General features: G+C 61.5%; 19 protein-coding genes and 2 pseudogenes. 11 read left to right on the top strand and 10 right to left on the bottom strand.

The window, feature by feature from the left end; all coding sequences use genetic code 11:
- Positions 1 to 55 precede the first annotated feature (55 nt).
- From H8B13_RS18560 to H8B13_RS18545, 5 genes are all read left to right on the top strand, one after another.
- Positions 56 to 556 carry a hypothetical protein gene (locus H8B13_RS18560; protein ID WP_187312321.1) on the top strand — a complete coding sequence of 167 codons (501 nt, stop codon included), beginning with the start codon at positions 56 to 58 and terminating at the stop codon, positions 554 to 556.
- A gap of 86 nt (positions 557 to 642) precedes the next feature.
- Positions 643 to 822: an ATP-binding cassette domain-containing protein gene (locus tag H8B13_RS21395; RefSeq protein WP_315985162.1), complete on the top strand. Its 180-nt coding sequence runs from the start codon at positions 643 to 645 to the stop codon at positions 820 to 822.
- A gap of 3 nt (positions 823 to 825) precedes the next feature.
- Positions 826 to 972 (top strand): hypothetical protein, encoded by a 147-nt coding sequence (locus H8B13_RS21390; protein WP_261990451.1) that lies wholly within the window; start codon positions 826 to 828, stop codon positions 970 to 972.
- Positions 973 to 1,121: 149 nt separating this feature from the next.
- Positions 1,122 to 1,346 carry a hypothetical protein gene (locus H8B13_RS18550; protein ID WP_187312320.1) on the top strand — a complete coding sequence of 75 codons (225 nt, stop codon included), beginning with the start codon at positions 1,122 to 1,124 and terminating at the stop codon, positions 1,344 to 1,346.
- 228 nt (positions 1,347 to 1,574) lie between these two features.
- Entirely contained in the window at positions 1,575 to 2,561 is a 987-nt protein-coding gene (locus tag H8B13_RS18545; RefSeq protein WP_187312319.1) for a bestrophin family protein, read from the top strand.
- A 176-nt stretch (positions 2,562 to 2,737) separates the two neighbouring features.
- On the opposite strand, the gene H8B13_RS18540 is transcribed toward H8B13_RS18545, so the two are convergent.
- The 4 genes from H8B13_RS18540 to H8B13_RS18525 form a co-directional block, all read right to left on the bottom strand.
- Positions 2,738 to 4,387: a sensor histidine kinase gene (locus tag H8B13_RS18540; RefSeq protein ID WP_187312318.1), complete on the bottom strand. Its 1,650-nt coding sequence runs from the start codon at positions 4,385 to 4,387 to the stop codon at positions 2,738 to 2,740.
- 33 nt (positions 4,388 to 4,420) lie between these two features.
- Positions 4,421 to 4,864, bottom strand: coding sequence for a hypothetical protein (locus H8B13_RS18535; protein ID WP_187312317.1), 444 nt, complete (start codon positions 4,862 to 4,864; stop codon positions 4,421 to 4,423).
- Between the two features lie 11 nt (positions 4,865 to 4,875).
- On the bottom strand, positions 4,876 to 5,919 hold the full coding sequence (locus H8B13_RS18530; RefSeq protein WP_187312316.1) for a hypothetical protein: 1,044 nt from the start codon (positions 5,917 to 5,919) through the stop codon (positions 4,876 to 4,878).
- Positions 5,920 to 6,385: 466 nt separating this feature from the next.
- Positions 6,386 to 6,742 carry a hypothetical protein gene (locus H8B13_RS18525; RefSeq protein WP_187312315.1) on the bottom strand — a complete coding sequence of 119 codons (357 nt, stop codon included), beginning with the start codon at positions 6,740 to 6,742 and terminating at the stop codon, positions 6,386 to 6,388.
- Positions 6,743 to 7,391: 649 nt separating this feature from the next.
- Here H8B13_RS18525 and H8B13_RS21620 point away from each other — a divergent pair.
- The 3 genes and pseudogenes from H8B13_RS21620 to H8B13_RS21715 all read left to right on the top strand — a co-directional run bounded on the left by H8B13_RS21620 (position 7,392) and on the right by H8B13_RS21715 (position 8,502).
- Positions 7,392 to 7,925, top strand: a complete 534-nt coding sequence (locus H8B13_RS21620) for a sensor histidine kinase (protein WP_187312314.1) — start codon at positions 7,392 to 7,394, stop codon at positions 7,923 to 7,925.
- 3 nt (positions 7,926 to 7,928) lie between these two features.
- A complete protein-coding gene (locus tag H8B13_RS18515) occupies positions 7,929 to 8,096 on the top strand; it encodes a hypothetical protein (protein ID WP_187312313.1) in 168 nt (55 codons plus the stop codon).
- A 23-nt stretch (positions 8,097 to 8,119) separates the two neighbouring features.
- Positions 8,120 to 8,502: pseudogene (locus H8B13_RS21715) on the top strand (sensor histidine kinase).
- A gap of 151 nt (positions 8,503 to 8,653) precedes the next feature.
- On the opposite strand, the gene H8B13_RS18505 reads toward H8B13_RS21715, so the two are convergent.
- Both H8B13_RS18505 and H8B13_RS18500 read right to left on the bottom strand, forming a co-directional pair.
- A complete protein-coding gene (locus H8B13_RS18505) occupies positions 8,654 to 12,274 on the bottom strand; it encodes an ABC transporter permease/M1 family aminopeptidase (RefSeq protein WP_187312312.1) in 3,621 nt (1,206 codons plus the stop codon).
- The gene (locus H8B13_RS18500; protein ID WP_187312311.1) at positions 12,271 to 13,200 is read right to left on the bottom strand and encodes an ABC transporter ATP-binding protein; all 930 of its coding nucleotides are present in this window, start codon (positions 13,198 to 13,200) and stop codon (positions 12,271 to 12,273) included. Before H8B13_RS18500 ends, H8B13_RS18505 begins: the two co-directional genes overlap by 4 nt.
- 515 nt (positions 13,201 to 13,715) lie before the next feature.
- Here H8B13_RS18500 and H8B13_RS18495 point away from each other — a divergent pair.
- The 3 genes from H8B13_RS18495 to H8B13_RS18485 all read left to right on the top strand — a co-directional run bounded on the left by H8B13_RS18495 (position 13,716) and on the right by H8B13_RS18485 (position 18,418).
- Positions 13,716 to 14,447: a sensor histidine kinase gene (locus H8B13_RS18495; RefSeq protein ID WP_261990450.1), complete on the top strand. Its 732-nt coding sequence runs from the start codon at positions 13,716 to 13,718 to the stop codon at positions 14,445 to 14,447.
- Positions 14,416 to 15,141, top strand: coding sequence for a LytR/AlgR family response regulator transcription factor (locus tag H8B13_RS18490; RefSeq protein WP_187312309.1), 726 nt, complete (start codon positions 14,416 to 14,418; stop codon positions 15,139 to 15,141). The genes H8B13_RS18495 and H8B13_RS18490 overlap by 32 nt, the downstream gene beginning before the upstream one ends.
- Positions 15,142 to 16,021: 880 nt before the next feature.
- Complete coding sequence (locus tag H8B13_RS18485) at positions 16,022 to 18,418, top strand: erythromycin esterase family protein (protein WP_187312308.1); 2,397 nt, start codon at positions 16,022 to 16,024, stop codon at positions 18,416 to 18,418.
- A gap of 139 nt (positions 18,419 to 18,557) precedes the next feature.
- Here H8B13_RS18485 and H8B13_RS18480 read toward each other — a convergent pair.
- From H8B13_RS18480 to H8B13_RS21370, 4 genes and pseudogenes are all read right to left on the bottom strand, one after another.
- A pseudogene (locus H8B13_RS18480) lies at positions 18,558 to 19,063 on the bottom strand (recombinase family protein).
- A gap of 363 nt (positions 19,064 to 19,426) precedes the next feature.
- Positions 19,427 to 19,579, bottom strand: a complete 153-nt coding sequence (locus tag H8B13_RS21380) for a hypothetical protein (protein WP_187312307.1) — start codon at positions 19,577 to 19,579, stop codon at positions 19,427 to 19,429.
- 6 nt (positions 19,580 to 19,585) lie between these two features.
- Positions 19,586 to 19,699, bottom strand: a complete 114-nt coding sequence (locus H8B13_RS21375; RefSeq protein WP_315985165.1) for a hypothetical protein — start codon at positions 19,697 to 19,699, stop codon at positions 19,586 to 19,588.
- 58 nt (positions 19,700 to 19,757) lie between these two features.
- Positions 19,758 to 19,955 carry a chromate resistance protein ChrB domain-containing protein gene (locus H8B13_RS21370; protein WP_261990449.1) on the bottom strand — a complete coding sequence of 66 codons (198 nt, stop codon included), beginning with the start codon at positions 19,953 to 19,955 and terminating at the stop codon, positions 19,758 to 19,760.
- Positions 19,956 to 19,983: the final 28 nt, after the last annotated feature.

Genomic DNA, 19,983 nt, shown 5'->3' with positions numbered 1-19,983 from the left:
CTCTATAACGGTGGGCGTGTGGGCCGGCGGCTTTTACGCGGGCTTCAGCTGGGGGATGCATGACCAGAGCATCCGGGGAGTCATTGAAAACGAGGTTTCGCACCTGCAGATTCATCACCCGCCCTTCAAGCAGGACTATGAGCCGCGCTACCTGCTGCCGCACGGGCCCGCAGTGGTGCGGCAGCTGCGGGCGCTGCCGGGCCGGGCCGCCCTCTCGGGGCGCACGGTGGTGCGGGGCATAGTGGCCTCGGCCTACAGCAGCGCTGGGCTGCAACTCAATGGCATTGAGCCCGCCGCCGAGCACCAGCTAACCGGCCTGGGCCGCCGCATAGCGGAGGGCAGCTACTTTAGTACCCCTCCAAAAACGCCGGCTATTCTGCTCAGCACCACCACGGCCCGCAAACTGCGGGTAAAGCTGCGCAGCAAAGTGGTGCTCACCTTTCAGGATACCAGCGGGGCCATCACCTCCGGCGCGTTCCGGCGCGTAGGCCTGTACCGCTCCCCCTCAACACGCCCTACGACGAGGCCAACACCTTTGTGCGGCGCGAGGATTTGAACCGGCTGCTGGGCGCCCCGGGCACCCTGAACGAAGTAGCACTGCGGCTGCAGGACCCCGGCACGCTGGCCCGCGCCCCCGCCGCCGTGCGGGCCCGCGCCCCCGCCGCCGTGCGGGCCCGCGCCCCCGGCCTGCTGGTAGAAGACTGGACCCAGCTGGCCCCGGAGGTGGGGCTGGCGGACCGCGCGGGTCAGCGGCCCAGCCAGCTTTCGGGCGGGCAGCAGCAGCGGGTGGCCGTAGCCCGGGCATTGGCCTCGCGCCCATAGTTTGTGCTGGCCCATGAGCCCACCGCCAACCTCGACTCGCAGGTGGCCTTCACGCTGCTCGACATCATGCGGAAGCTGAACCAGGAGGAGAACATGACGTATATTTTCTCCACCCACGACCAGCGCGTGATTGACCGGCCCGCCGGGTGATAAAGCTGGAAGACGGCCGCATTGTGGGGGATGCCGCCCTAACCTCCCCGGGGCTCGCGGCGGCGTCTACTGCCCTTCATGCCTGAGCAGAAATGGGTTGCGCGCGCTCCATAGCAAGAGTGAGGAGGCTAGGGCTACTGGCCGGGCTTTTGTTGGCCACCGCTTCTGCTACCGCGCAAGTCCCTGATTCCACCAGTACCCCGGTGGCGGCCGATACAGTGGAGCAACTACCTAAACGGTGGCAAGTAGTAGGGGACTATTTGAAAGACCTGCAGTTTGTCACGCTGCCCGGCCAGGGCGACTCCATCAGCACCGGCAATCTGCTGCACCACCGCCTGAATGTGCGCCTAAGATCGGGGTGTCTGGGGCCTTGAACCCAATCTCGCGGGTGGCCTGCCCCGCGGTGTCTACTGCAACCAAGAGGTGAGCTGGGGCACATAATGAGTATAATCAGGGCTGGCGCGGGACATATCCGGCAATCACCTGTATACTTGTTGTTCCTACATCGCTTGGCCTAGCTTTCCCGCCGGAGTGGTCGATGGTGTTGCTGCCGTTGAAAAGGCGAGTGTTGCGCCCCCGGCCTTTACTTAAATTGACAAAGGATGTATGTAAAACGCTATTACAGTCTGTGGATGACGATGCGGTGGTCGCGCCGCTCGCTGCTGTATGGGTTGCTGTATTCGGCCGCCATTATTGTGGTGTACGAAGTCACCCATCTTCCCTTTGCCTTGCCCTGGCAGCCCATTTCGGTCATTGGCATTGCGGTGGCCTTGTTCCTGAGCTTTAAAAACAACAGCTCCTACGACCGGACCTGGGAGGCGAGAAAAATATGGGGGAGAATCATCAATGAAAGCCGAACGTTCGCGACGGCCATCCTGACTATGCCGGGGCACGGGGTCAGCGCGGAATGGAAAAAAACCACCATTCATCGCCACTTGGCCTGGCTGCTGGCCCTTAAGCACACGATGCGCAAAGCCAGAACGTGGGAACACGATGAGGCGATTGAAAAGCTGGTGTTTACCCCGACGTTCCGCCAGGAGTGCCAGGACGGGATGGAGCCGGAAATAGCGCCCTATTTATCGGCCGAGGAATTCAGCCAGCTCCAAAAGTACACGAACATCCCCAGCCAGATTTTGAAAAACCAAAGCCGGGCCATCGAACAGCTCTTTCACCGCGGGCACTTATCGGACTACAAGCACGTGCGGCTCCATGCCCTCATCGGCAACCTGTATGAGCTGCAGGGAATGACCGAGCGCCTTAAAAATTTCCCTTTCCCCCGGCAGTACGCCTCCACCGGGCTCTGGATCATGTACATTTTTTGTGCGCTGATTCCGTTTGGCCTGCTGGACGTCTTTGAACAATCGCGGGCATTGCATTACTGGCTGACCCTTCCTTTTTCCACGCTCATCATCTGGTTATATTTTCTGGTGGACCGCATAGGCGACTACTCGGAAAACCCGTTTGAGCGGGCGTATAATGATGTGCCTATTTCGGCTATTGCCCGCACGATCGAGATTGATCTGCGGGAAATGTTGGATGAAGAAACCATCCCGGGGCCGTATCCCGTAGAAAATGGCTTCCTGCTGTAACCTGCCCGCCCTGAGCGGCAGGGATGGTGGATGGGGACGCGGTTGTCGGCCGGCCGGCGGCCCTACGTGTTCGACCACCTGGTCCTCCACCAGGGTGGAGCCTTCGGTCGGGTTCTGGTAGCTGGCCTACCCGACCGCAGATTACCATAGCCTCCCTCCTGCCCCGGTGAGCGGCCTCAGCTCAGTGCCGCCGGGGCTAGAGGTAAGGTGATGATAAACCGGGTCCAGCGCTCTGGCTCCGTCTCCACCGCCAAACTACCCTTGTGAGTCCGGATAATATCCTGGCTGATGAACAGCCCGAGGCCGGTGCCCTTGGAGGTGGGCTTGGTCGTAAAAAAAGGCGAGAACAGCTGCGGTAGATCCCCCCCGGCGATTCCCCGCCCGTTATCCTGGATGCTGATGGCCACGCATTCCGGGGCAAAGGACGTGGTCACCACCACCCGGGGCTCGAAGGGCGCCCCCAGCTGCGCTTTTTCCTGGAGGGAATAAACCGCATTGTTGAGCAGGTTCACCAGCACCAGATTCATCTCGGCCGGCAGGATGCTCACGCACGTAGTGGGCGGCGCGCCATCCTGGATGAACTCTAGAGCGATGCCCGTGCTGGCTAACTGGCTTTCCTTCCGGTAAGTAAGCAGCTGCGCCTCCACAAAGGAGTTGACCGGGGTGGCAATAAACACGTCGGACTTCGCTTGCAGCAGCTTGTCCATGCTGCGCACGATGCGGGTCAAGCTCTGGCCGTGCTCTTCGATCTTTTGGGTGTTCTGCTCCACCATGGTCAGCAGCGGGACCACCTCGGTCTGGAGGTGGGTGTCGGTGGCGTAGGGGGCGCCGGCGAGCAGCTCCTGGCTTTCTTTCACGAACTCGGTGGCTAAGGCGGCGAAGTTGCTGACGTAGTTCAGCGGGTTGAGCAGGCGGTCTACCAGCCCCTTGGTGAGCTGTCCCAGGGAGGCCAGCTTCTCCTGGCGGATGAGCTGCTCCTGGGTTTCCTTCAAATCGGCCAGGGTCTGCCGCAGGTCGGCCAGCAGCTCGTCGGACTTTTTCTTTTCCAGCAGCAGCTCGCGGGTGCGGTCCTCTATCTCCTGCCGGGCCAGGGCCAGATCGGTCACCATTTTGTTGAAGGCGACCCCGAGCTCGCCAATCTCATCGCGGGACTTGCTGTGCACCCGCTGGGTGAGGTCGCCCCGGCCCACGCGCCGGGCTGCGTCCCGCAGCTCCAGGACCGGCACGGAGATGTTGCGGGCCAAGCCAAAGCCAATGACAATGCCGATACTAAACACCAGAAAGCTAAACAGCAGGGAAGTGATCCGAATCTGGCGGCGGCTTTGAATAATGTCGCGGGTGGAGGAAGCCAAGAGAATTTCCCCGCTCATCATGGGCGTGCTGAAGGGCGCCCGCTTGATTACCGTCGTGTCGTTGGAGGTGGCCTCCACCGCGATGGCCTGACCCTCAGGGTAGGTTTTAAACACCGTGCGCTTGATGTGATAGGCCGAGCGCTGGGCGTTCCACACGGTATCCGTCTGCAGCAAGCTCACGAACCGCAGCAGCGGGTCTTGCTTGACGAAATCCATGGCCGTCTGCACGCCCTCGAAGTTTTGCTCCGTCATCGCGATTTTCACCCCCAACGCGACCGTGTTGGCGTGGTTCTGCACTTCCTTGTTGAAGTTGTTGAGCAGGTAGCGCTCCTGGATGGCGGGCAGGTAAAACAGCACAAAGAAGGAAAACAGCAGCACGATGCTGGTCACCGTCAGCCAGATCTTGGTCTTGACCGTCAGGCGCAGCAGGCGGAAAGTAGCGGGCAGCACGGACCAGTTCAAAAGAGGGGGCATAAGCGGCGGGCAGCAAGGGAGAGCGAAGCGTATTTACAGCGACCGTTTTCCATCGATGAGGATGGTTTTTCCGCCCGTGGGGGGCTGATTTACCACGCCGATGGCCCCCGTAGTCTGGGCGATGAATGCTTCCAGCTCATCCTCCGAGTTGAAAAAGTTGGGCGCGTCGGCCTTGCCCTGAAAGACCAAGGCCAGCCAGTACTTGTTCAGCTCGTTGGCGCTCATGTTATAAATCTTCTGGCTGGTGTTGACGCCAATGGGCGTGCTGCTTTTCATCAGGGCAATGACCACCTTGCTCCCGTCGGGCCAGCGCAGGCGCTCCCCCCGCATTACCGCCCTGAGCTGGGCCAGCTTCATTTCCGCGGGCGCGCCCTTGCCGTTGGCAATAACCACCAGGCTTCCGTCCTGGGCCCGGGCGGGCAGATAGGCACCGGTGCTTACTAATAAGAGGAAAAGTAGTCGGGATAAACTCGGCATAACGTTATTGATTAAAAGCCCACGGCCAGCTGAACTGATACTTTATCTACCGCCGCGGCCCGGTAGCTTTTCGTGCGTTGGTACTCGACTTTGACTACCGCCAGGTAATTGAGTTCGTAGCGCACCCCGCCCACGAAGGACCGCACGTTGCGGTCGGTGAAATACACTTCGGCCTGCCGGTAGTGGATGTCATCCACCCGGATGTAGGGTATAATCTTATCCGTCAGCCGCAGACCGGCATAAGCGTAGGAGGCGATGGTGTTTTGCTGGCCCAGGCTATCGGACTTGTTTAAGGCCATGCTACTCTCGGCCAGGAGCTCGTACTTTTTCGTGAACAGCGAGTCCGTGTAGGCAAAGGAGGCCGTCAGGATGTTTTGGTTTATCTTCTCCAGGGCCCGGGTGCTCACCCCGCCCGAGTGGTTGTGGAGCAGGCTGCCGGGCGAGATGACATCGTGGTAGAGGGAAGCTCCGATGCGCCAGCCGTCCCGGGGCTTGACGTGCACGGCCACCGTTAGGGACTTGAAGCGGTTGTTATCAAAGAGCTCCCCGGAGCCTAATCCATTACCCACCATGACATCGTAGCCGAAGCGGAACAAGCCCAGATTCTGGCCCTGCAAGCTCACGCCCGTCGTGTGCAGGGGCACGATGCCCTGGGCAAAAAGCAGGGGGCGTTCAATGGTGGGAAAAAATACCCGGCCGTGGTGATAGGTGTCATTCCAGTAGTTGACGGGGGTATGGTGCTTGCCAATCAACAGGCTATGGTTACCCGCGTAATTGTACTTCAGGATGATGCGTTCAATGCTGATGGCAAAGTCTGTGGGAGAGGCCAGAGAAAACTTGAACACAGTCTCGCCCAGAAAAGATAAGCGCGGCGTTATCTCCGAGGTGATGAATAAGTCCTGCTCGCCCAAGCCAAAGCTTACTTTGCCCTGCTGGTATGAAGCGTAGGTGTCCACGAAGCCCCGGATTTGGGTGCGCTGGGCCGCCAGCGGGTGAGCCCACCCCAGCAGCAAACCCACCACGAAAAACGTAATCAGCGTAAAGTTTCGGTTCATAGAGGAGTATTTAATAAGTACTGAAGTGCGGGGCCCGGCCGCCGGCCCAAGATTCGGGCGGGGCTAGTAGGCCCCGCGGAACCCCTGGCCGCGACCACGCACGGGCCACCGTCCGCCAGCTAGGCACCGACATAATACCATGCATAAGAAGCAAGACCGGGCTTTTAGCCACGGCTAAAGCTCGGAAAAGGAGGCAGTTGCATCGGAAGGATACGGGGGGCGAAGGGGCTAAGGAAACGAGAGCTGCCGGAGCAGATAATTCCCCGAAAATACGACTAAGTGGATATAAGAAAACTCTTAAAGTTACTTCCTTTATTTCTATTTTTTCAAATAACTAGGTTTTCCTAAAATTTGGAAGGGTGGCCCATCCACTGGTCGGAACACCATAGGAAGGCGCGGGGGCAGAAAACCGCCGTGGCGTGTTGAGCCAGGCTGTCGGCTGCGCTTCGCCCGCCGGATGCAGGCGCTAAGCGTAGCGCACGAGGCTCGGGGCCAAAAAATCCGTCAGCGCCAGGCGCAGCTCCACAAACGCATTGCGACCGGCCGCCAGCGTTAACGGCTCTCCCGGGTCGCCGGTGAGATACTGCAGCGCTTCCGCCGCGCCGGCCGGTTGGCCCAGGGTGGTAAGCAGCCGCCGCGGCGGGCGAGGCAGGGCAGTGGCCGCCGCGCGGTCGGCCTGCACCCGGTACACGCCCCCCACCCCGCCAAACCACAGGGAGCCATCGGCATCGGCGAAGGCGGAGCGGCGATTCAGCTCCGGGTCCACCAGGCCCTCAGCTTCGCTAAACACGGCCAGCTGGCCGCTGTCTGGGGTATAGCGCACCAACCCGGCGTAGGTGCACGCCCACACGTCGCCGCCGCGGTCCAGCAGCACCGAGGCGATGCTGTGACTGGGTAGGCCCTCGCTCAAGCTAAGCTGGCGCAGGACGCCCGCGCGGGCATCCACCACCAGCAGGCCCTGGTCGCGGGTGCCGACCCAGGCCCGGCCCGGGTCGGCCGCGACCACGCAGGTCAGCGCGTCCGTGGGCAGGCGGCGCCCGGCCGGAGCACCTACCCGGAAAGCCCGCAGCTGATTCAAGTGGTCGGGTGGCAGCCAGAACAGGCCCTCATTGGTGCTGATCCACAGGGATCGGTTGGTGGGGGCATCGGCTAGGCCCGTGATGTCGAGCTTGTGCAAGGGCCAGCCGGCGCGCTGGTCCGCGCTGCGCCGCAGGGAAGGGAAGTCCGGACTCACCAAAAATAAGCCCGTTTGCCCCCCCACCCAGAGGCGGCCGGCGCGGTCGCGGACCAGCGCGGCGCTGGGATCATCGGTGTGGGCTTTGGGCTGGCCCTACTGGCTTTGCTGGTGCATGTGGGGCTCTGAGCCAGCGGCGTTCCCTTCGCGCCGCTACCTTACCCCCTGATTTACCTGCCGCCCGCCCTGGGCATCTCCCTGTTTCTGGCCCGCGAAATTCGCCCTCGACGCCCAACTCTTGGCAGTCAAGCTGGGCGAGGTAGAGCGCCTCTCGGCTCAGACCCTGGCCCAGGAGCAGGAAAAGCAAGCTTTGCTGACCGCCCACAATGAAACCCTGGAGCAGCAGGTGCAGCAGCGCACCCAGCAGCTGCAGGACTCCCTGGCGGCGCTTAAAGCCACGCAGGTGCAGCTGATTCAGAAAGAAAAGATGGCGAGCTTGGGGGAATTGACGGCCGGCATTGCCCACGAGATTCAGAACCCCTTGAACTTCGTCACTAACTTCGCCGAGGTGAGCACCGAGCTGGTCAGTGAGCTACGCGAAGAAAAAGCCAGCGGGCAGGCGGTCGATGCCACCCTGGAAGCGGAACTGCTCGACGATTTGAACCAGAACCTGAGCAAGATTCACTGGCATGGGCAGCGCGCGGCCAGCATCGTGCGCGGCATGCTGGCGCACAGCCGCGCTCGCACGGGGGAGCGGGAACCGACGAACTTGAATCAGCTGGCCGAGAAGTACCTGCGCCTGGCTTTCCAGGGCTGGCGCGCTAGTGACTAGACGGTGCACGTCACCCTGGAAACGGCATATGACGCCACGGTACCGCTCGTTTCGGCCGTGCCAGCTGAGGTGGGACGCGTACCGCTCAACCTTTTCCAGAACGCTTTCTACGCCGTGCGCCACAGCGGGCGCAACTCGGGCAAGTCGACTACGCGCCGTGCGTTAAAGTAGCGATCCGGCGGCTACCGGCGCAGGTGCAGATTCAGGTCACCGACAACGGGATGGGCATTCCGCCCGAAGTACAGCCGAAAATCTTCCAGCCTTTTTTCACGACCAAGCCCCCGGGCAGGGCACCGGCCTGGGTTTATCGCTGAGCTACAAGATCATTACCCAGGGCCACGGCGGCACCCTCACGGTGGATAGCCAGGAAGGACAGGGGCGACCTTTCGCGTGGGGTTGCCGGTGCCCAGCGCGCCGTCCCTGCCGGCCGCCTAGCGCCGGCTGTCGCTTACCCATAGGCCGTTGCCCCCACCCGACTGCTAGAGCCTCCTTTCCCCCACACTACTCTGCGGTGGCTAGGGGCCAGCTGGCCCGAAAACCAGCACCTTTCTGCTGCCAGCCCGAGAAGCAACGGTAGGCAAAGCGGCTATTTTGCGAAAAAAGACCTGCTAGCTATGGTTCCTGCATCCTGATTTCGTTTGATTCCCAGCCTCGGCTACTCATCTTCATTTTGCTGCCCTCTGTCGGGTATCATGGCGGTACTTACAAACTAGAAAGCTCGTAAAAAGCTATTTATTTGCCTGCACCCCTCGGTAATTATCATCTCCCTTCCAGTCAATTAACAACTGGCGGGGATCCACCCCAACGATAGCGGGTCGGTCAGGTAGCGTCAATAAAATCGTCTGCTGACCGGATTTGATCAGGTGCTTTTGCTGATAAAGCGGCTTGCCTACCCTTTTTCCCTCCTCGGCGGGGGCAAAGACGCCGATTTCCACCCACTCCTGCATCGGTAGCTTCGTTTCGGCGCCGGCGCTGTCCACTACCAGCTTACGGGCCTGCAGGCGGAGCTTCACTTGCCAGGTGCCGTCTTTGAGCGGTTGGGCGGTAGCGGTTTCCGTCGCCAGCTCCCAGAAGGTGTTGGCCTCGAAGAGGTCGCGGAGCAGCGGTTGGAGCGAGTCCGGCGTGGCCGCCTGCAGCTCCCGGTAGAGGTCCAGCGAGGTGGGATGGGGCAGGGCCCCGGGTGGGTGGTTCACTAGCAATTGCCGGAGCGCCGCGTTTACCCGGTCCCGGCCGATGTATTGGCTCAGGGCATACAGCGCGAAGGGCCCTTTGCGGTAGTTCTGGTAAAAGCCCTCGGCTTGCAGCAGTGGCTTGGCGGCCCGTGTGCGTGGGGTTTCGTTTTCTTCCCGCAGGAAGCGCAGCAGCGCCGGCAGGTGCTCGGGCCCGTATTTGTCCTCTAGCACGCCCATGGCCGAGTACCACGCCAGGCTTTCGGTAATCAGGCCGGCGCCCTCCACGTAGGCTTGCTTGAGCTGGTTGCCCCACCACTGGTGGGCCACCTCGTGGGCCACTACGGCCGTCACCAGGTCAAAGCCCCGCTCATCCGCCTTCGAGTTCAACAGGAAAAAGCCTTCCTCCGCCGTGATGTTGATGGGGGCGGCGTGGTGGCCAAAGGCGTAGCTGGCATGGGCTACAAAGCGAAGCTGCCGGTGGGGATAAGGCCCGAACTGCCGGGTGTAATAATCCAGCGACGCCTGGGCGCTCCGGACCATGCGCGCCGGGTTCTCGGTCTGCCCCGGAGGATAGTACACCTGGATGGCCACGTCCTGGCCCGGGCCGGCGGGCGGGTGGCGCCAGGTGCCTTCCTCCACCGCGTAGCGGGCCGAGAAAATGGCGTATTCGTTGCGGATGGGCGCCTCCGTGGCGTAGTGAAAGTAGCGGCGGCCGCCCTTGGCCCAGGTCCGGCGCAGGGTGCCCGGGGCCACTACGGTCTGGGCGGCATCCGTGCCCACGATGGCCTCGAAGCGGATTTGCTCGGGGAATGGGGCGTACCGGCGGGCCGTCAGGTCGTAGAGCGAGTAGGTGGCAGGCCGGGCTGGTAAGCCGTGCGCTTTGCGGTCGCCAGCCTCGTCCAACTCCCGGTAGGGCTGGTACCCCAGCACCGGCAGCCACTCCATATTTCGAAAGCTGGTGCCGTTGGCCAGCACCTGCGCGTCGGCGCCGTGGTTGGAAAAGCCCTGCGCTTTGTGCGTTACCTGGAAGCGCAGGCGCAGCGAGTCGCCGGGTTGCAGGGGCCGGGCCAGGGCGTACATGCGGTAGCCATGCTCCTCGTCTCTATGAACCTGTTTGAAGGGCTGGTCGAAGTTTACCGCAACGGTTTCAACGCCGGCTCCAGTCGCCAGATGAACGGTGTCGATGGGTGCCGGGCTGTTGTTCACCAGTAGATACGCGCCCTGTATCTCTACCGTCCGCTGTTGCGGATAGATTTCTACCTGCAGATTTACGCCGGTTAGCAGGGGCTGGGGGGCGTTGTGGTACCGGCGGTAGCGGTGCTCGTAGGAGGCGCGCTGCGCAGTGGCTGCTGAGGAGCTCAGGTAGCCGTTCAACACGTTGGTGTTGTAAAAGATGAACCCGCCCAGCGTAAAAATGCCCCCCACGGCCACTGCCGAAACCAGTACGCTGGAACGCGTAAAGCGCCGGCGGGCCAGCTGCAGCCGCGCCGCAAAACTGCCCTCCCGGCCCCGCACCCAGAACAGCCGCGCCACCACCGCCAGCAACAGCGCCCAGGCCACCCAATACCCTTTAAACCACAGCCAGGACCCCAGCGACGAGCCAAAACCCGCCATGTCAGTATACGTCCAACTTGGACTGGCGCCAAAGATGAGGAGCTTGTGCTCGATGCCCAGCATAGGCGCAAAGGACATGAACCCGTAGACCAGCAGCGCCACCAGATGCGCCACAAACTTCTGATTTACCAGCACGTGCACGGTGAGGGCCAGCAGGGCAAAAAGCAGGCAGTCGATTAGCTGCAGCCCGAATAGGGCCCGCACGTACAGCCCAATTTCGGGTGAAGCACCACCGATGGCCGCCTGCGCCACCATGCCGGCCGTCATCAAGAAGGCCAGCCACCCCACCAACACTAAGGCCAGGGCCAGAAACCGGCTCAGGAACAGCACCCACTCGGGCACGGGCGCCGCGTTGGCAACCTCACTTAGCCCGGTTTCCCGTTCCCGCCACACCAGCTCGCCGGCGTAGAAAATGGTGAGCAACGCAATAAGGACCCAAAACCTCTCCGGCTGCGCCAGGGGAGCCGTCAGGTACTCTAGGACAAAGTCGGTGCGGGGCAGCAAGGGCACGCCCCGGCCCTTCAGGTTGCCGGATATGGTGGCCCCCACCAGCAGGGCGAAGACGGCCAGCAGCGGCAGCCCGGCCTTGCTTTTGGCCAGCTGCCGGAAGGATTCCCAGGTGATGCGGCGCAACTGGTGCAGTTGCGTGGCCCAGCCGTACGTGCCTCTGGCCGGCGGCAGCGCCTGCCCGGTGCCCCAGTGCAGCTTCTCCCAGGCCGCCCCCGCGGCGGGTAGCGGTTTGCCCAGCGGCGGTTTTTGGCCGGTTCCGGGCAACACAAACTGAAACCGGAAGTAAGTAAACGCCAGTAGGCCCAGCGAAATGCCGAACCATAGGAGGCGGTTAGCGAGAAAGGAGCCCTCCAGCAGCAGAAAACGCGTGTTTTTCTCCTGCGGGCTCCAGTCGATGGACAGATGGCTCAGCACCGGGCCAAAACTCATCGGGTCGGCCAGATTGCCCCATGCGTCCCCTTTTTCCAGCAGCGGCCATATCGTGTAGGACGCCGCAAACAGGGCCGCGCCAACTAGATAGCTGGCCAGGGCCCGGCGGCTGAGCGTCGCCGCCGAAAACTGCAGGGCCGTCGCGAAAAAAGCGTTGGGCAGTGCGATAAAGAAAAAGGTAGTCAGGTAGGGCGCCACCCGGAACGGCCCCAGAATCTCGGCTTCTACCCCGGCACAGTGCATGGCCAACAGCATCCCCACCGGGATGGCGAGCAGCTGGCAGGCGCTGAGGGCCAAAGCGGCCAGGTACCGCCCGCCCAGATAGGCGGCTTTGCTGGTGGGGGCCGCGTAGGTTAGCAAATGCATGCGGGTCTGCACGTCGCGGGCTGCCGCCTCGCCCGCCACGGAGGCGCCTATCACCAGCCAAAACACGCAGCAGATAACCGTGACGGCGGCCATGACGATGGGCGCATTCAGTAAAATGTAGCCGTCCCGCGCATCCGAGGCATAGTTGGCCAGGACCACCAGAAACGTGATGCCTAAGATGACCCCGAAGTAGAGCCAGGTAGCGGCCCGGCGCAGCTGGTAGCTGAATTCCAGCGCGAAAATCCGTTGGAACTTCATAGCGCTACCCCCTCCGCTTTCGGTTGTTGACTAACCGGGCCGAAGCAGCCCGTCAGGGCACTGAAGTAGACATCCTCCAGGTCCGGCTCCACCGGCTCAAACCCGTGGCCTGGCCGGTCTGGGCTGTACACGTGCACCAGGGTGCGCCCAGAAAGCAGTTTGGCGGAAATAACCCGGTGCTCCTGCTCCAGCGCCGGCAGAGCGCGTTTATCGGTCAGCTTGCGCCAGATGCGTCCTTTGAGGGCGGCCACGGCCTCCAGGGGCTCGGCTTCCAGCAGGATTTGGCCCTGGTTGATGATGGCCATGTTGGTGCACAGCTCCGAAACATCCGCCACAATGTGGGTGGAGAGAATGACCACGCTGTTTTCGCCCAGCTCGCTTAATAGATTCAGGAAGCGTACCCGCTCGGCCGGGTCGAGGCCCGCGGTGGGCTCGTCGACAATGAGCAGCCGCGGATTACCCAGCAAGGCCACCGCCACGCCAAAGCGCTGCTTCATGCCGCCAGAAAAGCCCCCCAGCTTCTGCTTGCGCTTATCCCACAGATTGGTTTGCTTGAGCAGGGCCTCGGTGGTTTCCCGGCGCACCGCCCGGTTGGTAATGCCTTTCAGTACGGCGAAGTAGTCGAGCAGCTCTTCCGCGCTGGCTTTGGGGTACACGCCGAATTCCTGGGGCAGGTAGCCCAGCGTCTGGCGCACTGCCTCCTTCTGGTTCACCACGTCGATGTCGCCTAAAAACAGCTGCCCCCCATCCGGCTCCTGCAGCGTGGCGATGGTACGCATCAGGGTTGATTTACCGGCGCCGTTGGGGCCCAGCAGCCCGTACATGCCCAGCGGAATATCCAGCGATATATTATACAATGCCTGCACGCCATTCGCATACCTTTTCGAGACGTTGCGGATGATTAGGCCTAAGGGGTGAGTTCCCATTTTATCGGATTTGCTTCAGTTACCTTTCTATTTCAGAACGAAGCAATTGTTACCGAATCGAATAGCGAAATGTGATATGCTGATGCGGTGAAGTACTCGACCAAGTTGGACTTTGCTTCTGCCAACGCACTGGCAGGCTCCTTTGCCTCTCCCGTAGATTAGCCTTCGTAGCTGGTCGAAACGCTGGCCCGGACCAGCGCCGAAAAACCCACCTTTGTGCTATGGAGCGCGTCAAAAGAATCTTCCGGCTAATTCACCTATCTGTCTGGGTCTTATTCACCTTGGCGGTAGTCTTACAACTTAAAAGTGATACCGACGCCCACTGGCGTAGCACCACGGCAGGTTTTATAACCACCTGTCTGTATGTTTTTTACGGTCATTTTTACCTATTAACTCTTACTACCGGCAAGAGAAAGGGAAGAGACTATTGGCTCCGACTGGCGGGCATCGCGCTGACCGCGCCTTTGTGCTTTTTGCTTTTCCACCAGCAGCCGTTTGATTTTGGGTATTATTCAATGCACTTAATCACCACAGTCCCCATCTTTCTCTTCCTGAGCTGGCTGGCCCGGGTCACCGAGAACCTGGTGCTGAACACCATCCGGAAAGAACAGCTGGAGAAGCAGGCCGTGGAGGCCGAACTGGTGAATCTGAAATCACAGATCAATCCCCACTTCCTGTTCAACACCCTCAACAACATCCACACGCTGGTGTATAAACAGGCGCCGGCCGCCCCGGACGCGGTCATGCACCTGGCCTCGTTGATGCGCTACATGATTTATGAGTCCAATGCCGCCACGGTGCCGCTAACCCGGGAACTGGACTACTTGCGGGACTACGTGAGCTTGCAGCAGCTCCGCTACAAGCACAGTCCGGTGGTCGACCTGCAGCTAACGGGAGAAGCCGAATCCTGCTACATTGCCCCCTTGCTGTTCATTCACCTGCTGGAAAACGCCTACAAGCACAGCCCCGCCCGGCTGGAGCCCGGCGACCTGCAGGTGCGGGTGGAGGTAAAAGATGATAGCCTGGCCTTCCACGTGCAGAACCCCATCGCCAAAAAGCCGGCTACTGCGCTCGAAGAACCGGGCGGCATTGGGTTGCCCAACGTGCGCAAACGGCTAGCTTTGTTGTATCCGGACCAGCATACGCTCACCATTCAGAATACGGGCGAAACCTTCACCGTCGCGCTTACCATTCACGGTCTTACCTCCTTGGCTCATGAAAGACAAGCTCACCTGCTACATCATTGAGGACGAGCACCTGGCCCAGGAAATTCTGGAAGAATACATCCGAAAAGTGTCGTTCCTGGAGTTGAAAGGGACCTTCATGAGCCCCTTGGAGGCCGCCGGTTCTTTGGCGGCAGACAAACCCGACCTGTTGTTTCTGGACATCAACATGCCGGACCTGGATGGGCTCAGCTTTATCCCCATGCTCAGCCCCAAGCCCCTGATTATCCTCACCACCGCCTACGACCAGTATGCCCTGAAGGCGTACGACTTGGAGGTGAAGGACTACCTGCTCAAGCCCTTTACTTTCGAGCGGTTTTACAGGGGCGTGTTGCGTTTGTGCCAGGAAAAAAGCCCCCCACCCGCCCTGGAAAAGGCGGCGGGAAAAGCGGCCGCGAAGCCGGAGCCGGAGCACATTTTTCTGAAGGTGGGCCACCGCATCCAGAAAATAGCGACCCGCGATATTCTCTTTGTGGAGGGGATGAAGGACTACTTGCGGATTCATACCCGGCAAGAAAAGATTATGACGCTCTTGAGCTTTGCCAAGCTGGAAGAGATCCTGCCCGCCCAGGAGTTTGTGCGCGTGCACCGCTCCTTTCTGGTCGCCCTGGACAAAATCGACCACATCGAGAAAAACCGGATTCAGATCGCCGACCAGCTCATCCCCATCAGTGATACTTATGCCGAGGCTTTTTATAACAAGCTGACGGGGTTTTAGGGAGGGTATGTTGGTGGTAAAAAACCGGTAGATACCCCAGGCCCCGGCGGATTCGAGCATGCCTGGGCAGTGGTTGTCTAGGGGCCGAGGCTACCGGCCTTCAGTATCCTGTCCCGGCTCGTAATTGGTATCCTCATCGCTGCCTGCCTAGGCAATAGACGAAAGCGGGTCTCACGCTAGGCAAGGGCTCCTAAAGCTCACTAGGCGGCCTTAGGGACCTGACCGATTCTGCGACCCGTGTGCCTAAGCGTTATCCTGTTCCCTTCGGTGGTCTTCAGCTTCGGGCAAGCAGGTCCTGCTGGAAAGCGAAGTAAGGGCTCAGGCTCCCCCTGCCTTACCAGTCAGCTTGATTTCCCGGCGCTCGCGTAATGATTCGAGTGAAGGGAAGCAGAGGGTGAGTGGGATACGGCAGAAGTAGACAAGAGGAAGGGACGTACCCTATTAGCAAAGCGGGGCCTTACTTGGCCTTCTTATAGCAGTGGGGGGATAAAATTACGCTAAGCCCGTCGGGGCAGCCGTACACTCAGGTGAGCGCGGCCTGTAGAGGCTTGCGGTAGCGTTTGACGCGGGAGATGCCGATGCCGATCAGTTCCACCGTTTCGATTAAGGAGAGGCCTTGTAGGAGAGCATCAAAAAGTGTAGGGACAGAATCTAAAATTGCAGGGCCGGGGATGACCGATTGGCTTATAGCCTTCACCACCCAATACGGCTTCCTAACCTGAGCGGTGATTGAACACCGCCCCACACTTTTTAATGCTCTCCCATAATGCGTTGTAGGGCATATCAATAAATACAAAATATAGCCAGATGTGAGGCCGAATAGGAGGTTTGGCCTTATTTATTTAACAATGCCCTACATTCGTATCCTACGCTGCTTGCCATGTTGCTTTCCAAAACCAATCAGCAGCTGGCCTTGCTGCTACTCCTGCTGCACCCCCTGCTGGCCCCGGCTCAGGCGCGCCTCAACCTCGCCCTGGAGGCCGAGGCCAATCGCCGCCGGCCGTTGCTACTGTGGGCCCGCAAAATGGATGGGGGCACGGTCGTGCAGGTGGATACAATGACGTTCCGGCAGGGTCGGGGCAGCCTCCGCCTCGAGCTGGAAAAAGCCAACGAACCCACTTCCGCCGCCATGTATACCCTGTTTTCTTTTCCCGTAGACTCGGTGCGCGGCCGGCTCGTCACGGTTAGTGGCTGGATGCGCACCCGCCACTTCGCGGGTCAGGCCGGCCTGTATGCCTACGCCCACACGCCCGATAACGACGGCAAAGACCGTCGCGACCAACTCGACAACCTGCCGCCCAACCAGGAGTGGCGCCGCCTGGAACTGACGCTGGCCGTGAAGCCAACCGCCACCGCCTTTGGCCTGGGCGTGCGCGCCTATGGCAGCGGGCAGGTCTGGTTTGATGACGTAGAGGTGCGCATCAACGGCCGCCTGTATCAGGACCAGCCGCTAGCCGGCACCGAGGCCCTGTTGCTGACCGCCCAGGCGCGCCACACCCCTACCTGGAGCTTCGAGCAGCTGCCGCCCGCCGCCGCCTGCCCCGACCCTCCCCGCGTCACGCTGCGCCTGGATAGCTTGCAGCCCCGGCAGGGCCGCCGCAGCCTGCGCCTGACGGCCGCCCCGCCCGGCCGGCCCGGGGAGGCGGTGCCCGTGGTGTACTTGGGCGCGTTGCCCATCGCGCACCTGCGTGGCAAAATACTAAAAGTGAGCGGCTACTGGCGCCAGCTAGTCCCGGCCAGCGCGAGAGGGCCCGCCTCGCCGGTTTTCACCTACGCCCGGCTCGGCACCGATGGCCGCGGTGGCACCGAGTCGCAGTGGAGCTACGGAGTGGTAGAACTGCCCTCGCCCCCCCGGCCGGGTGCCGAGTGGACTGCATTCAGCCTGAGTATACCGGTGGCCGACGACGAATTTGCGACCGACCTGTCGCTGGGTGTGCGCCTGCCCGGCCCGGCCACCGTGCTGCTGGATGATTTTACCTTCAGCCTCGATGGGCGGCCCTACGTACCGGCCCCGCCGCCCGCGCCCGCTGCGCCCACCACTGCTGAGGTAGCCTGGCTGCGTCGGGCGCTGGTGCCAGTCCTTGCGCCGGTGGCCGGTGCGGCGGTCAAAACACCGGATTTGGCCGCGCTGGGACCGCTGATTGGCACTGCGCGGGTAGTAGGGTTAGGCGAGGTGACGCACGGCTCGGGCAGCATATTCGAGATGAAGCACCGACTGGTGCGCTACTTGGTGGAGCAGAAAGGCTTTACGGGTTTCGTGCTGGAAAGCAGCGCCGACTGCGAGCCGCTGAACCAGTATCTGCAAACCGGGCAGGGCGACCTGGCCCGGCTGGTGGGCAGTTTGGGCCCGTTCGGCACCCAGGAAGTGTTGGCCCTACTGCGCTACCTGCGCGCCCACAACCAGCGCCCCGGCGTGGCCAAAGTACAGTTCGCCGGCATGGATATGCAGGCGCCCGAAAACGCGCTGGCGTTCCTGCAACGGGCGGCCCGCCCCGACGACGCGTTTGTGCAGACTCGGCTGCGGGAACTAGCCGCGGTGCTGGCCCAGATTCCGCGCAGCGGCGGTGGACCTGCCATCGACCTATTCCAGACGCCCCACCAGCCCGACGATGCTCGCCTGCAAACGCTGCTGCGCCTCACCCGCGAGCTGCGCACCGGCCTCGATACCCGTTTCAAGCTCGTCCGCAGCCCCGATTGGACTGCCCGCCAGCAGGCGCGCTTCCTGTTTGAGCTGCGCCGGCTGGAGCAGGGCGCCACCTTCCGGCGCCTACCCCTGCGTCAGGGCAGCGACTACCGCGACGCCTGCATGGCTGAAAACGTAGTTTGGCTCAGCCAACACCTGGGTCTGAATGGCACCCCGGCCAAGCTGGCTGTTTGGGCGCACAATGCGCACGTGGCCACCTTCGCCCAACGCCAGCGCCCCCTGGGGGAGTGGTTGCGCGACCGCTTTGGTCCGCTGTATTTATCGTTGGGCTTTGCCTTCGGACAGGGCAGCTACGCGGCCGAGGGCGGTCGCACGTTTCATTCGGTAGCCGCGCAACCTGCCCCGGCGGGCTCGTACGAGGCGTGGTTTCAGGCCGCCAAACTGCCCGCCTTCGTGTTGGATATGCGCCGGCTGGAACGGAATGATGACAACGCCTGGCTTTTTCAGCAGCAGGAGTTTCGCGACATCGGCATTCAGGAGGCGTCGCAGAATTTTGCCTCCCATGAGTTGCGCAGCGAGTTCGACGCGGTGCTATTTCTGCAGGAGTCAAAAGCGGCGCAGCAGCTGAAGTAGCGCGTTGTAGTGTAGACTCACAGAGGGAATGAGTAGTCCAGTAAGCTTGCTCGGAGCCCATGTGAGCATCCATCGGGTTAAAAAAGCGCGGCCGGCAAGTGCTGGCGGGAGCGTTTGACGCGGGAGGGGCTGATGCCGGTTAATTCCACGGTTTCGGTGACGGACAAGCCTTTTTCCAGCGCGATCCGCACTTTGGCCAGGTTCTCGGCATGCAGCCCTTGGGCCGGCCGAGGTGTTTGCCCTGGGCGGCGGCCAGCTGCTGGCCGGCCTTGGTCTTCTCCAGGATGCTCTCGCGGTCGTACTCGGCCAGCGAGGCGAAGACGGAGAGCATGAACTTGCCCGCCGGCGGCGTGGTGTCGATGCCCAAATCCAGGGCTTTGAAGTGGACGCCGCGCGCATGGAAGGAGTTGACCAGGTGAAGACGTGGTCGCGGCTACGACCCAGGCGAAAGAAACGAGCTACTAGCACCGTGTCACCCGCCCGTAACAGGCCCAGCAGCTCCTCGAGCGCGGGTCGCGGCCGGCTCAACCCCGAGATGTTGTCCTGGAAAATGTGGTCGCAGCCGGCCTTGATGATAATGTCCAGTTGGGTATCCAGGTTGTGGTCCAGGGTGGGGCCGCGGGCGTAGCCGAAGGGTTGAGTCATGGGGGCAAGAAGGTAGGTTCTGAAAGTTAACCGCCTGATTCTTTTTGGTCCGACTACTTGGCCCTCCTGTTATCCTGGTTATTGGAACAGGAAGCCAGGAAAGGATAGAGTCCTAATTACCATGACTAATTGAGTCGATTGTTCTACCTAGTTTGGCCTATGCGATCTTACCCGCTCGCCTAAGCAACTGGTGGCCCCCGCCACCAAAAGGCTAAGACCTAGGTAGCTTATTAATCGCGCAAAAATGGTCTGTTCGTTGCGTCGATTTTGGGGTCAATGCCACGGTTCGCTGGGACTGGGCTACGGGGTGCCTACTCTCCCCACGCCTGGGACAGCTGGCCGCCAATCGGAGAGGGCCGGAGCCTAGTCGCTCAGCGAAGGCGGGAGCGCGTGGCTTTCCCGGGTGCGCTGCAGGTAAGCCGAGTACACCTGTACCAGCGGCTGCTCCTCCGGCTCCTGGGTGTGGGCCTGGTGCTGCAGGCGCTGGGCCCAGGTGTAGAGTGCGTTGTAGAGCACCCGGCCCTACTGCAAGAACTGCTGGTCGTCTTGGCTGTTGTAAGCCAGCCCAGCGGAAATGGCCCACAGACCCGCCGCCTGCGGGGTCAGGGCGTGGCTGTCGGTGTCGGCGCCCCGGATGATGGGGCCCTTAGCGTGCAGGGCCGGGTCCGTTAGCGCCTACTTTTTCAGGAAGTAGTCAAAGATGCATTCCGCCCCATAGTGGAAAAACTCCATGCCCCCCGTCGAAGGCAATGGCACCGATGCGCTCGGCGGGGGCCACGACCTCAGGGGCCGGCACGTACGCAATCTCCGCCTGCGGGTCGATAAACCGCAGAATCAGCCAGGGACAGGCAAGCCGTTCAATCTTGGAACGCTCCCGGGTTATCCATTGCATAAGCGAAGGTTGGCGTTGGACCGCTGCC

The sequence above is a fragment of the Hymenobacter sp. BT188 genome (genome assembly GCF_014333585.1).
GTDB lineage: Bacteria > Bacteroidota > Bacteroidia > Cytophagales > Hymenobacteraceae > Hymenobacter.
The sequence above is the reverse complement of the archived record's forward strand: the minus strand, read 5'-3'. Positions and strand labels throughout refer to the sequence as shown.

Excerpts from the sequence above, each read along its gene's own strand:
- H8B13_RS18535 (WP_187312317.1), bottom strand. The coding sequence starts at position 4,864 with ATGCCGAGTTTATCCCGACTACTTTTCCTCTTATTAGTAAGCACCGGT.
- H8B13_RS18540 (WP_187312318.1), bottom strand. The coding sequence starts at position 4,387 with ATGCCCCCTCTTTTGAACTGGTCCGTGCTGCCCGCTACTTTCCGCCTG.
- H8B13_RS18530 (WP_187312316.1), bottom strand. The coding sequence starts at position 5,919 with ATGAACCGAAACTTTACGCTGATTACGTTTTTCGTGGTGGGTTTGCTG.
- H8B13_RS18505 (WP_187312312.1), bottom strand. The coding sequence starts at position 12,274 with ATGAAGTTCCAACGGATTTTCGCGCTGGAATTCAGCTACCAGCTGCGC.
- H8B13_RS18490 (WP_187312309.1), top strand. The coding sequence starts at position 14,416 with ATGAAAGACAAGCTCACCTGCTACATCATTGAGGACGAGCACCTGGCC.
- H8B13_RS18560 (WP_187312321.1), top strand. The coding sequence starts at position 56 with ATGCATGACCAGAGCATCCGGGGAGTCATTGAAAACGAGGTTTCGCAC.
- H8B13_RS18485 (WP_187312308.1), top strand. The coding sequence starts at position 16,022 with ATGTTGCTTTCCAAAACCAATCAGCAGCTGGCCTTGCTGCTACTCCTG.
- H8B13_RS18495 (WP_261990450.1), top strand. The coding sequence starts at position 13,716 with ATGCACTTAATCACCACAGTCCCCATCTTTCTCTTCCTGAGCTGGCTG.
- H8B13_RS18500 (WP_187312311.1), bottom strand. The coding sequence starts at position 13,200 with ATGGGAACTCACCCCTTAGGCCTAATCATCCGCAACGTCTCGAAAAGG.
- H8B13_RS18545 (WP_187312319.1), top strand. The coding sequence starts at position 1,575 with ATGTATGTAAAACGCTATTACAGTCTGTGGATGACGATGCGGTGGTCG.
- H8B13_RS21370 (WP_261990449.1), bottom strand. The coding sequence starts at position 19,955 with ATGCAATGGATAACCCGGGAGCGTTCCAAGATTGAACGGCTTGCCTGT.